Source organism: Gallibacterium genomosp. 1 (genome assembly GCF_000771875.1).
GTDB lineage: Bacteria > Pseudomonadota > Gammaproteobacteria > Enterobacterales > Pasteurellaceae > Gallibacterium.
Window position 1 is genome coordinate 16294 of the sequence record NZ_JPXX01000001.1, and the last position, 13749, is coordinate 30042.

The following is a 13749-nucleotide window of genomic DNA, read 5'->3' on the forward strand; positions in this document are numbered from 1 at the left end:
CTTTTTTAGTTTCGATCAATTATTTATTATACAATTCAAAATAACTTTTTGCTGCTTTTTGCCAACTGAAATCTTGGCTCATCGCAGTAGAACGTATTAAACTCCATTGTCGTGGTTTTTGCCAAATAGACAACATTTGATCAATAGCATAAAGAAAACCCTCCACATCTGCAAATTGGAACACAAAACCAGTTGCGATTTTTTGTTTTTGTGTTTCCGGTGTGGTGTCTACTACCGTATCAGCTAATCCACCGGTCGCACGCACTAGTGGCAAAGTACCATATTTTAAGCCGTATAATTGTGTTAACCCGCAAGGTTCAAAACGGCTCGGTACTAAAATAACATCACCACCAGCCACCATTTGGTGAGAAAGAGCTTCGTTATACGCAATCTTTACACCAATTTGTTGTGGGTATTTCGCTGCTAATTGACGTAAAGTTTCTTCAAAATGTGGTGCACCTGTTCCTAACACAGCCAATTGCACACCACGATTTATCAATGCTTCTGCAGCATTAATCACCAAATCTGCACCTTTTTGTTCCACTAAACGAGTAACCATTACTAACAAGGGTACAGTTTCTGTTTCTGTTAAACCGAATTCTGCCTGCAATACCTGTTTGTCTTTTTTCTTACCTTGCATTTTGCCGTGTTTATAGGTTTTAGCAATGTAGTTATCTGTTGCAGGATTCCAAACTTGATCGTCAACACCATTTAAGATACCGTGTAAGCGATTTTGGGCTGCTCGAGTTTGCAATAAACCATCAAAACCGTATGCCATACTAGGATCGGTAATCTCTTTAGCATAAGTTGGACTTACTGCTGTAATTTCATCGGCATAATACAAACCAGATTTAAGATAAGAAATTTGTCCGTAAAACTCCAAACCATCAACGTGGAAAAAGTGATATGGCAGCTGTAATTCCGCCATATGACGGGCATTAAACATACCTGCATAAGCTAAATTATGGATGGTAAAAATTTTCTTCAATGGTAATTGCCAAGCAGTAGCATAAGCTGCTGCCAAACCAGCTTGCCAATCGTGCATATGCATAACATCCGCCTCGCCCCACCACTGATCTGCTCCAGCGGCTAAGGAAGCTCCTACCCAACCAAGCGTTGCAAAGCGTAAATAGTTATCGGAATAATCCTGATAATATTCGTTATGATATGGATTACCACCGCGATCAAATAGATGTGGTGCATTAATTAAATAAATGCCAATGCCTTTATATTCTGCAAAACGAATTTCAATATGTCCGGCAAAACTGAATAAATGTAATGAATGTTGATGTTGCGGAAGTTTTTCTGCTACCGCCGGATACATTGGTAAAACGACCCTAACATTCATACCTTCTGCTTGTTGTGCAAATGGTAATGCACCCATTACATCAGCTAAACCGCCAGTTTTAATTAATGGGTATAATTCAGAACAAATATGAAGTACTTTCATTGATTTAACCTTAATTTTTTTAAGTAAAATATCCGCTTTTTAGATTCTGCTATCAATAAAAAGCGGATATTTATTAAGACAGGAATAACAGATTACTCTTCTTTATCTGTTTTTGTTGCATCAATCGCTGATTCTTCTTGATCAAAAAGTTTTTCCAGCATTGGCTCTGTTACCAATACAATATCCCCTTTACTACTTATCCTAAAACGTTGACGATCCAATTCAAGATCTACACCAATTTTCATACCATCCGGAATGTGGCAATTACGATCAATAATACAACGACGTAATACGCAGTTTTTGCCAATTTTTACTTGAGGCAAAATAACTGCATATTCAATTTTTGATCCCTCGTCTACCCTAACGTGGTCAAACAGCACCGAATTACTGATTTCCGCATCAGTAATTACACTACTACCCCCGATAAGTGAATTATCAATAGTTTGTTTATGTGGATGTTTATAGAAGAACTTTGTTGGTAGCGTTTGTTTAGGTACAGTACGAATCGGCCAGCTACTGTCAAACATATCCAGTTGAGGTTTTTCACTGACTAAATCAATATTTGCCGACCAGTAACTTTCCAAAGTACCTACATCACGCCAATAGATCAAACCTTGTGTATTTCTACCTTTGCTTGAACGTTCAAACGGATGGGCATAAAGCAATCCTTCTTTCACCATCGCCGGAATAATATCTTTACCGAAATCGTGAGAGGTATTTTCGTAACTAGCTTCACGTGCCAAAATATCATACAGATAATCAGCATCAAAAACATAAATTCCCATTGATGCCAAAGATGAATCAGGTTTATGTGGTAATGTTGGTGGATTTGACGGTTTTTCTACAAACTGTTCCACTTTTAATTTTTCATTTACCGCCATCACACCAAATGCCTTTGCATCCTCTTTCGGCACTTCAATACAACCTACAGTTGCCTTACCACCGAATTCAATATGATCTTCAATCATACGCATATAATCCATCTTATAAATATGGTCACCGGCAAGAATAAGCACATATTTAGGACGATAATGATCTTTCATAATTGGAACATTTTGCCATACCGCATCCGCCGTACCTCGATACCAAGTAGAATCATTTAATTGCTGACGAGCCGGCAACATATCCACGAAATGTCCTCGTTCTCGCGGTAAAAATGACCAACCGTGTTGTAAATGACGTAATAACGAATGTGCTTCGTATTGCGTAATTACCCCAATTTTTAATAAACCTGAATTAAGACAATTAGATAAGGCAAAGTCAATAATACGATGTGCCCCTCCAAAGTAAACAGCAGGTTTCGCTCGACGATCGGTCATTTCGTGCAAACGAGAACCTCGTCCCCCAGCTAAAATAAGAACTAACGTATCATTGGCAATGCTTTCACGCGTTGGGATAGCGTTTTTCGTTGTAGTGGCTGTTGCTGCGCTCATAATATTCTCCTGTGGTTATCGTTTTTCAATAAGTGATTGCATTAAAATAACAACTCCCAGATGTGCCACAATCGCTTGAGATTGTTCGATCCTGAGACCCTCGCCAAACCGTTTCTGCCAAATTCCGGCTGGAAGCTGAAAAATTTGCTCACCACGATTAGCATTAAAAAGTAATAGATACTTTCCTTGTAATAACAACGCTAAGGCTCGTCCCTGTTGCCAATCTTGTGTTTGCATCGGTTCGCCCTGAGGGGTAAACCATTGTGCATTTTCGGTATTCCACCAATCATCATAAATACCGGTTATCGCCATTTCTTTACGTAAAGCGATGAGATCTACCACATATTGTTGCAATTCTGTATCTGTTTCTTGCCAATTTAACCACGTCAATTCATTATCTTGACAATAACAATTATTATTGCCCTGCTGGCTATGACCAATTTCATCTCCTGCCAATAACATAGGCGTTCCTAATGCCAATAACTCTGTTGCCAACAATGCTTTTTTACTGAATATACGTTGTTGTTTAATATCAATATCGTCAGTTTCTCCCTCTACACCGTGATTAAAAGAAAAATTATGATTATCTCCATCACGATTATCTTCGCCGTTATCCCAATTATGCTTTTCGTTATAACTGACCAAATCCTGTAAATTAAAGCCATCATGTGCGGTAACAAAATTTATTGAACAATGAGGAGAACGATATTGATGTTGAAAAGTGTCCGCACTACCGGCAAAGCGTTGTGCTAATACACCAAGCTGTTGACTATCTCTTAACCAGAAACGGCGAATATCACCACGGAAACGATCATTCCATTCAGCAAAAAAATCAGGGAAAGATCCTAATTGATAACCACCTGAACCAATATCCCAAGGTTCAGCGATCAGCTTACAATTTGCTAAAACAGGATCTTGTTGTAGTGCAGTAAAAAAAGCAGCTTTTGCATTGAATTGTGGCGTTCTACCCAATACGGCTGCCAAATCAAAGCGAAAACCATCAATATGAAATTCTTTGACCCAATAACGCAGACAATCCATTACCCACTGTAATACACGAGGTTCTGATAGATTTAAACTATTTCCACAACCAGTCCAATTTTCATATTGCTGTTGGTGATGCCAATAATAAAGGTAATTATCAATGCCTCGCTGACAAAGCGTTGGTCCGAAAATATCGTTTTCCGCTGTATGATTAAATACTACATCCAAAATCACTTCAATCCCCATTCGGTGCAAGGCTCTTACTACAGATTTCAACTCTAATGATACAGCTTTTATTGATGATAACCTTTGATCTGGGGCAAAATGTGCTAACACATTGTAGCCCCAATAGTTTCTTTTATGTTTTTGCTGTAGATGAGGCTCATCTAAATGCAACATTATTGGTAATAATTCTACTGCAGTTACCCCTAAATTTTGCAAATATGCTAGATTTACTGGGTCAGCCAAACCGGCAAATGTTCCTCTTAATGCTACAGGAACAGCCTCATTTAATTTGGAAAAACCTTTAACGTGCAATTCATAGATAATGGTTTCAGACCAAGGTGTTCGTGGTGCTTTATCGTCCTGCCAATCAAAATCATCTTCTGTAATCACACTTTTCGGCGCAAGCCAAGCGTTGTCGTCCGGATTATCCCAATGAAACGGTTGTAACTGTTCAAAGGTTGCTAATGCAGGCAAATCGTCTACCGCACGACTGTAAGGATCGATCAATAGCTTAGTGACATTGTAACAATAAGGGAATTCCGCGTTACCGTTCAAACGAAAACCGTATTTCTGCCCGACATCAATATTAGCGACAAAGAGAGTGAAACAATCCTGTTGTCTGAACATTGAATAACGGGTTTCGTGGCTATGTTCATCAAACAGGCAAAGCCAAGCTTCACTAGCGTGAGGTGCAACCAACACAAAATTAAAGCCTTGTTTGCCGGCAAATTCGGAGCGATGACAGCCAATCGGATAACGATAACCGATAAACGTTTGCTTTTTCTTTATCTCAAATTCTCTGATTGAACCTGATTTCAGCCGTTTAAGATGATGAGCCATAACCACTTAATCCCTATGCTACATAATCATTATTTACTGGTTTTTCGTTTCACTGATTTTGCTTTTTTAGCCGGTTTTCTTTTGGAAGCAGTTTTGCTTACTTTGCTGTTATTCGTATCTGAAAGGGTTTCTTTTCCTTTGGTTGCTACGGTAACCGCTTGCTCTGCTTTTGTTGCTTCTGCCAGTTCCGCATCATCAGTTTCATCCTCCTCTGCATTTTCCAATACAAAATAGCTTGCACCTAGTGGCGGCACATCAATGCTGATTGAGTTAGCCTTGTCGTGGCTTTCGATTTTTTCACTCCAGACGCCTTCACCGTTATTCACACCGCTACCTTTATAGGACACATCATCGGAATTCAGCACCTCACGATAAAATCCTGCTTTACGCACACCAAAACGGTAATTATGACGAACTTCAGGAGTAAAATTACACACGACAACTACGGTATCACCGTTTTTCGCATAACGAGTAAATACTAAAACCGATTGTTCCGCATCATCCACAACTAACCATTCAAAACCATTAGGATGCTGATCCTGCTGCCACAATGCTGGATAACGTTGATAAAGATGATTTAAATCTCGCACCCATTTTTGAACACCATTATGCCAACCATCGTATTCTTCATTGAGCAAGAACCAATCCAAACTTTCTTGATAATTCCATTCTCTGCCTTGAGCAAACTCATTCCCCATAAAGAGCAGTTTTTTACCCGGAAAGCCCCACATATAACCGTAATAAACACGTAAATTAGCGAATTGTTTCCAGCAATCACCCGGCATTTTGCTTAACAAAGAGCCTTTGCCGTGGACCACCTCATCGTGCGATAATGGCAACACAAAATGTTCGCTATATTGATACATCATCCCGAATGTTAATAAATTATGGTGATACTTACGATAAATCGGATCTAATTTCATATAACGCAACGTATCATTCATCCAGCCCATATTCCACTTAAATTGGAAACCTAAACCGCCGCTTTTTGTATCGTGGCTAACGCCTGGAAATGCGGTACTCTCTTCCGCAATCGCCAATACACCGCGCTGTTCATCCTGCAATAACGCATTGGTGCGCTGTAAGAAATTGATCGCTTCCAAATTTTCACGCCCACCATATTGATTCGGAATCCACTCACCATTTGCACGGCTGTAATCTCGATAAATCATTGAGGCAACCGCATCAACCCGCAAACCGTCAAAACCGTAACGTTCTATCCAATACAATGCATTACCACTTAGATAGTTACGCACTTCATTACGTCCAAAGTTGTAAATCAATGTATTCCAGTCTTGGTGATAACCTTCTCGTGGATCAGCGTGTTCATATAATGCTGTGCCATCAAATTTACGCAAACCGTAATCATCTGTTGGGAAATGACCAACCACCCAATCCAACAGCACATAAATGCCGGCTTCGTGTGCTTTTTCAAGGAAATGGCATAATCCTGTTGCATCACCAAAACGACTGGTTGGAGCATATAATCCTAACGGTTGGTAACCCCACGAACCATCAAATGGAAATTCCGATAATGGCAATAATTCAATATGAGTGAAACCCATCTCTTTTACATAAGGAATCAATTCATCTGCGATTTGCTCATAGCTTAGCCAGTAATTATTTTCTAAATTGCGTCGCCAAGATCCCAAATGCACTTCATAAATACTTATTGGTGCATCAACCGCATTTGCTTTTACTCTTGTTTCATTATATGGTTGTTTTGGTGGCAATTTTGTAACAACTGAAGCTGTTTCCGGACGCAATTGTGCAGCAAAGGCATAAGGATCCGATTTCAAACGCAAATTACCATTTGCATCCAAAATTTCAAATTTATATAGACTGCCTTCATTAATATTAGGAATAAAGATTTCCCAGATGCCACTTTCCTGATAAAAGCGCATAACGTGACGGCGACCATCCCATTGGTTAAAATCACCGACCACAGAAACTCGGCGAGCATTTGGCGCCCAAACACTGAAATTTACGCCCGCAACATAGCTGTTTTCTGTTAAATGTGCGCCCATCGCTTCATACGGACGATGATGCGTTCCCTCTTTTAACAGCCAATTATCCAGTTCAAACAGGCAAGATGGGAAACGATAAGGATCTTCCTGATAGATCGCTTCTGCACTGTTTTCATATTGAATTTTAAATACATAATGCAGATTGACCTCAGAATGTGGCAATAATGCTACAAAAAATCCACGTTCATCGACAACTTTCATTGTGGCTAAACAATGATTTCTATCACGATTATAAATTTCTACCTGTTTTGCATTCGGCAATAAGGCTCGAATCATTAGCCCCTGCTCTGTCATATGTGGGCCTAAGAAAGAGAACGGATCAGCGTGTACCGCATTAAATAACTGTTCGATTTGGTTATAATCAAGGGTAACCATACTATTTTTTCCTAATAAAATAAATTTGAGACTATCTTGATAACATTCCGCCGCCACCTCTGTCGGCAAGGTTTGTCTTGTAGCAATAATTTGACGTAAATCACGATGCAATTCTTGAATAATTTTCGGATCAAGTAATGAATTCGGCAAACGATAACGCCAATTCGGATACGCTTTTGCTACTCCCGGAATATTGAATGATGAAGTAACTCCTAATAAATTTTCTGGCTGCAAGGCAAATAATTGACTTTCACTTACTGCACCTAACTGATGTATCGCCAAGTTCAGTTCATTCGTCAAAGAAAAGTCCCGTGGGAATGTTGGCAATAATTTTGCCTGTTTTAATGTTTGGATAAAGCGTAATTTATCATCAGATCGTTGTTGCAGTGCTTTTTCATATTTATCCTGTTGCAACACGCCGAGCTGATACATCGTTTCAATGTCGGTTGCTTGCCAAAAACCGCTCAATGGTGCTAAATCGTGAGTACTGACCACCGCTAACGCATTTTTCTTATATTGCTCCGGCAACAAATAGCCATCATAACTACGATTAAAATACATCACGGCATAGGAATAAACACCATAACGGTCTAACCATTGACGCACTTCCGGTGGCACAATCCCCAAATCTTCACCGACAATCAAACAGTGGCAACGCTGACTTTCAATCGCCAACACTGCCATCATTTCATCGATAGGATAATGTACATATGCACCGTTTGCTGCATTTTTGCCTGAAGTAATCCACCATAAACGGTATAACGCCATCACGTGATCAATACGCAAAATACCGTAATTCTGCATATTGGCTCGCCACAATTTAATCAAGGGTTGATAACCTTGCGCCCGTAATTGCTGTGGTTGCAACGGCGGTAATTGCCAGTTCTGCCCTGCCGGGCCGAGTTCATCCGGTGGTGCACCAACAGAGGCCTGTAAACAAAATAGCTGACGATCGCACCACGTATCTGAACCACCACGTGCCACACCAACGGCTAAATCACCGTAAAGTCCTAATTCTACACCAGACTGTGTTAAGGATTTTCGTACTGATGCAAGTTGATCATACATCAACCACTGCAACCACATATAAAATTCGATTTGTATCTTATTTTTTGCAGCGAATTGCTTTACCTCTTTACTATAAGGTGTTTGATAAGCGCTTTCCCAAGCAAACCAGCCTAAAAGCTGGTCATCTATTTCTTCTTTTTGCTGTTGAGAAAAAGTATGATCCAAAGCTTCAAAAAGACCGTGCAAATAAAGAGATTCACCTTGTTGGGCAACAAATTGAGCAAATTCTTGACGGCGAGCATCAAACTGCTTTTCACGTTTAAATGCTCGATAAGCAATACGCAATGCTTCCAATTTTATCTGCCAAATACCAGAATAATCTACCCAAGCACTCTCTTGCAGCTGGGTCAATTGTTGTTGAACAGAATCATCATTAAACCACGTAATAAACGCGTTTGAAGTTGTTTCAGGCAAAAGATCTACTGCTAAATAAATCGGATTTAACCATCGGCGAGATGACGGGCTATAAGGACTCGCCCATTCAGGATGTGCCGGAAACAGTGCATGCAACGGGTTAATCCCAATAAAATCAATACCATCCTTTGCATACTCTACCGCAATTGCCTCTAAATCGGCTAAATCACCAATTCCCCAATTTCGCGGTGAACGTAAACTATAAAGCTGAACATTTAAGCCACTGACTTTATTACCATTACTTAATAAGGTTGGCTGATAAATTTTCGCTGGTGCAACCAATAAACAGTAGCGAGCATAATTTGTTATCAAATAGTAATACCCCGTCGATAACGGCATAAACTTAATATATTCTCTGCTCTGAAAGTCCCAGCTATTTTCAATTTTTTCATTATTTTCATTTAAAAGCTGGTATGGTATTTCATCATCTACAAAATTAAGCTTTTGCCAGTCCAAATATTCTACTGTTTCTGCATTTAACACAAAGACATTTTTAAACTGTCCTACACTATTTTGCTCAGGTTTCAACCACGAAATTAATTGAGATAAGACAGCATCATCAACATCAATTTTCTGTCCTTCCAACGTATAATAGAAAGGCGAAACACCAACAGCACGAGCTTGCTGTTCCAGTTGAGATCTTCTTGAAATGAGTCCATTAGAGGAACCAGAAGTCGATAATTCCACGAGATTCTCCACAAAATACAACAGTATCTCCACGACATACTTCATCATACTGCTACAAGCATCGTTCCTATCAAGCACAAGCAATCGTTTGCTCTGTAGTAAATATGATAAAACGAATAAGTATTTTATACTCTCTTTTTAGTATAAAACCTACTGCAATATGTCAAAGTTATGATCTCGCCCACAATATTTTTGATTTTTTGCTTAATTTTTATGAAAAGAATTAAAAAAAGTCACTAAAAAATGAAAATGATATGGAAACACCACCCCATCATTTCTCTCAAATTATGTATTATTGTAAAACTGATAAGCTTCATCAATTGAAGAGAACTGTAGCTAAAAACATACAAATTGTAAAATGCTTGAATCAGTTATTATGTTATTACACATATTATCCGAGTATCGTCATCGTATTTAATCATCTTTTTAAACTATTTCTTCCAACAAGTCTGACCAGATTGATACCTCTTTTTAGTTAAAATAACTGTCTTTTACTATTTGAGAAAAAAGGATTATTCTTGAAAAGTTTAAATCATCTTATTAATTCTTCCATTTTAATGGCATATTTAATTTGTTTAGGTTGGTCTATTGCTTATGTCTGTGGTTGGGCTAGAGCATATTATTATGGTTATTCTTGGGAGTTGGTAGAAGTTGGCACTTCAAATATTGCTCGAAGTTTGGGATATGTTGTCTTTTTTTCAATTATTATCACTATTTTCTACTCTTGTGGTATGTATGTTTTGCATTTAGTTAAAAAATATTGTCCACAGGATATTGTACGATCAATAAGGTTATTTATTGTTCTAACAACCGTATTATCTCCAATTGCAGTTGTGTTGTTTCTCTTTATGAAAGAGATAGACTACACCCCAATTATTATTTATCTATTATTGTCTATCCCAACTTCTATCGTTTTTAATAAAACTGTTTCTACTTTTCGACTGCAAGATCTTATACAGATAATCAATAGGCAAAAAATAAATGCTATGCTTGTAATGTCAGCTGTCTATATTTATTTTATTCTTTCTGCCTTTTTGGTTGGATACGTCAGCCCAATTTTAATTTCAGAATATGCAACTATTTTATTTGAAGGGCAACCTTATTATGTTCTATCTACCAATAATAATATTTTAATATTATCAAAATCTCTTGAAAGAGATAATAAGCAATTTTTTGTCTTTCCTTGCCAACTAAGCCCTAACCGACTTTGTTCATTAAATATGATTGATACTGAAAAAACAGGTGTCACCCTTTGTAATAAATAGCCAATGAAAATTGGCTATTTACATTATTAGATCTACACCCACATCAATCAGTACAAAAATAGCAGCATCTCCGCCCCATTCTTTAGTAGCATAATGCAATGCGATGACTTTCGGATGCTGTACCAACCAGCGAGGTATTTGATTTTTTAAAGTATGATTGCCATACCCTGTCATAATACAAGCGCAGGGTAAATGTTCTCTTTCACAAGCTAATATTAATGAAGCCAGCTCTTGTTTCGCTTGTTCTTTGGTTAATCCGTGTAAATCTAAAAAAAGATCCGGAATAAAATCACCTCGACGTAAGCGTTTTAAAACATAGCTATCTTCACCTTCTCGTAAATAGCGCATTGTTTGCGTATCAAGCAATGGCTCATATTCATCAGAAAAATAAAATAGCGCATCTTCTTTTTCACGGATTTCTTTAATCTGTTGTTTTTGTTTTATAACTTGCTTACGTTTAGAGGTAAAGGTTATTTTATCCTGTTTAAAGGGTTTTATTCCTTTGACAAATTCACGAAACAGGACTTTATCTTCATTATCCATTAACTATCTCCTTTATAATGGTCAATTATTCTAACACATACACTTTAATACGAAAATGTGGTATAACTGCAATATCTTTTTTCAAGCAATACAATGATTTTTATGACTGAACAACCTCTTTTTAATCAAGATATTATTGAAGAAATTCAACTTCATTCGCCTTTATCCAGCTTGCATACTATTCAAGACTTTTTGCGTTGGACGTATAGCTATTTTAATGCTTCCGATATTTTTTACGGTCACGGTTTTGATAATGCGTGGGATGAAGCTATACAACTCGTACTTTCTACCCTTCATCTACCATTAGATATACCCACTGAACTATATCAATCACGTTTGACCGATATAGAAAAACAGAAATTACTATCGCTTATCACGGATAGAATTGAAACGAGAAAACCGGTAGCTTATCTTACACGTAGAGCTTGGTTCTGCGGTTTGCAGTTTTACGTTGATGAACGGGTAATTATTCCACGTTCGCCAATAGGCGAATTAATTCAAGACGGTTTCACTGGTGTATTGCGTAGCGAACCTAAACGCATTTTGGATATGTGTACTGGTAGTGGTTGTATTGCTATTGCCTGTGCAAACAAATTTCCAAATGCTGAAATTGACGCTGTCGATATTTCATTAGATGCATTGAATGTTGCCGAAATCAACATCGCCAACCACCACCTTGAACATCAAGTGTTCCCATTGCAATCTGATTTATTCAATAATTTGCCAAAAGAGGGGTATGATCTGATTGTCAGCAATCCGCCTTATGTTGATGCTGAAGACCTTGCAAATATGCCCGAAGAATTTTCACACGAACCGGTATTAGCACTTGAAGCTGGCAATGATGGTTTAATTTTAGCGAAAAGAATTATTGCTGCCGCGCCGGAATATTTAAATGATAACGGTGTATTAGTTTGCGAAGTAGGCAATAGTATGGTGCATTTAATTGAGCAATTTCCAACCGTACCATTTGAGTGGATTAAATTCAAACACGGTGGTGACGGCGTATTTATGTTAACTAAACAACAGTTACTCAGCATTCAAGATCAATTCAAACAGTATCTTTAATTCCTTCAATTTCAGTGGGGCATTTGCCCCACTTTTTTGGTTAAATAATTCAAGAGAAATAGTTAACTTATACCGATTCAAATAACGCAATGAATCACCTATCTGATGCTAGTTGCAGTATTCATTATATCAATCTGAATATAATTCTCTTTTTACTTTTAGCTTTACATTTCGTGACTATCATCACATCTTTTCTTTATGATTTTATTATAATAAAAACTTTATCAAACTAATATTTAGAAGGAACTTGAATATGAAGAAAGTATTTAAACTCACTGTAACTACTCTTTCTGTATTTATAGCCTGTAATGTTTATTCATCAGCACCAACAGTTGAAGTTTTACAGCCACAAATACAATACCAAAACCTTATCTCACAACGCCAAACAGTTGATAATTTATTGGAACAAGCACTTGAAATACAAAAATCTCCTGCAAGAGTTTCAAACTCAGGCTTTACCGCTAAGCTACCAAGTAATATGGAACAAATTTCCAATATTTTATTAACAGCCCATAAATTAGAACCATATAGAATAGACTTTGTTCTTGGTGCTGCAAATGCGAATATCTATAACGGGAATGTAGATAAAGCTATTGAATTATATAAAGAAGCATTAAATATTGCGCCGGATGATGTCAAAACAAATATGTATTTATCCAGTTGGTATCGTTATCAAAATGATCCTCAAAATAGTGAAAAATATTTAAAACATTTAGAACAAATTGCACCAGAAAAAGCCTCTTTATTGAAACAAATGTTTGCAACTATTGATAAAGTAACTAAATTACCGATTACAGATAAATTAGATCGAAAATTAACGCAAAATGATGCCATTATAACTTTAGGTTATGCGCTAGATCCTGATGGAAGTATGAATGATGTTCTCATTCAGCGATTACAAAAAACATTAGAACTTGCTAAACAAAATCCTGAATCTCTCATTATCGTGACCGGTGGCGTTCCCAAAAATAATCAAACTGAAGGTAACTTAATGAAAGATTGGTTAATTAAGCAAGGTATTGAAGGTAAAAGAATTTTTGCAGAAAATTATGCTCGTTCTACAGTCGAAAATACCTTATTCTCCCGTTATGCTTTAGCTCACCATAATATTAAACATACCGTTTTAATTAGTTCAGGTAGCCACGTCAGACGAGGTCAAACTTTGCTTGAACTTGCTGTTAAAGAATCGGGCCCGCAAGGTATAACTATTGAAACTGTTGCAGCACTGGATAAGCCTATTGCTGATTTACAAAAAGTTTCAGACAAGGAACTTTTAGGTATTTATCGCGATAGTTTAATCATTTTGGGATTACCAATGTTTAATAGCGGCGTACTTCACGATTAATTCAAAAATAATGGCGGAATGTTAATAC

Annotated in this window: 8 protein-coding genes; 3 read left to right on the plus strand and 5 right to left on the minus strand. The window is 37.5% G+C overall.

Going from position 1 to position 13749, the window contains the following annotated elements:
- Positions 1-19: 19 nt before the first annotated feature.
- The 4 genes from glgA to glgB form a co-directional block, all read right to left on the minus strand.
- Positions 20-1450, minus strand: a complete 1431-nt coding sequence (gene glgA, locus JP36_RS00080) for a glycogen synthase GlgA (protein WP_039134923.1) — start codon at positions 1448-1450, stop codon at positions 20-22.
- A 92-nt stretch (positions 1451-1542) separates the two neighbouring features.
- On the minus strand, positions 1543-2883 hold the full coding sequence (gene glgC, locus JP36_RS00085; protein ID WP_039093181.1) for a glucose-1-phosphate adenylyltransferase: 1341 nt from the start codon (positions 2881-2883) through the stop codon (positions 1543-1545).
- Between the two features lie 15 nt (positions 2884-2898).
- The gene (gene glgX, locus JP36_RS00090; RefSeq protein WP_039170703.1) at positions 2899-4932 is read right to left on the minus strand and encodes a glycogen debranching protein GlgX; all 2034 of its coding nucleotides are present in this window, start codon (positions 4930-4932) and stop codon (positions 2899-2901) included.
- A gap of 29 nt (positions 4933-4961) precedes the next feature.
- A complete protein-coding gene (gene glgB / locus JP36_RS11925; protein ID WP_039170706.1) occupies positions 4962-9503 on the minus strand; it encodes a 1,4-alpha-glucan branching protein GlgB in 4542 nt (1513 codons plus the stop codon).
- Positions 9504-10021: 518 nt separating this feature from the next.
- Between glgB and JP36_RS00100 the strand changes: the two genes are divergently transcribed.
- The gene (locus JP36_RS00100; protein ID WP_039170707.1) at positions 10022-10768 is read left to right on the plus strand and encodes a hypothetical protein; all 747 of its coding nucleotides are present in this window, start codon (positions 10022-10024) and stop codon (positions 10766-10768) included.
- Positions 10769-10786: 18 nt separating this feature from the next.
- Here the strand turns inward: JP36_RS00100 and smrB are convergent, their stop codons facing one another.
- The gene (gene smrB, locus JP36_RS00105; RefSeq protein WP_039160916.1) at positions 10787-11311 is read right to left on the minus strand and encodes an endonuclease SmrB; all 525 of its coding nucleotides are present in this window, start codon (positions 11309-11311) and stop codon (positions 10787-10789) included.
- A 102-nt stretch (positions 11312-11413) separates the two neighbouring features.
- On the opposite strand from smrB, the gene prmB reads away from it, so the two are divergent.
- Both prmB and JP36_RS00115 read left to right on the plus strand, forming a co-directional pair.
- Complete coding sequence (gene prmB, locus JP36_RS00110; RefSeq protein WP_039170900.1) at positions 11414-12376, plus strand: 50S ribosomal protein L3 N(5)-glutamine methyltransferase; 963 nt, start codon at positions 11414-11416, stop codon at positions 12374-12376.
- Between the two features lie 253 nt (positions 12377-12629).
- Positions 12630-13721, plus strand: a complete 1092-nt coding sequence (locus JP36_RS00115) for an ElyC/SanA/YdcF family protein (protein WP_039170710.1) — start codon at positions 12630-12632, stop codon at positions 13719-13721.
- Positions 13722-13749 lie beyond the last annotated feature (28 nt).

What these genes read in the sequence shown, in the direction of transcription:
- glgX (WP_039170703.1), bottom strand. Translation starts at nt 4,932, where the DNA reads ATGGCTCATCATCTTAAACGGCTGAAATCAGGTTCAATCAGAGAATTT.
- prmB (WP_039170900.1), top strand. Translation starts at nt 11,414, where the DNA reads ATGACTGAACAACCTCTTTTTAATCAAGATATTATTGAAGAAATTCAA.
- glgA (WP_039134923.1), bottom strand. Translation starts at nt 1,450, where the DNA reads ATGAAAGTACTTCATATTTGTTCTGAATTATACCCATTAATTAAAACT.
- glgC (WP_039093181.1), bottom strand. Translation starts at nt 2,883, where the DNA reads ATGAGCGCAGCAACAGCCACTACAACGAAAAACGCTATCCCAACGCGT.
- JP36_RS00115 (WP_039170710.1), top strand. Translation starts at nt 12,630, where the DNA reads ATGAAGAAAGTATTTAAACTCACTGTAACTACTCTTTCTGTATTTATA.
- smrB (WP_039160916.1), bottom strand. Translation starts at nt 11,311, where the DNA reads ATGGATAATGAAGATAAAGTCCTGTTTCGTGAATTTGTCAAAGGAATA.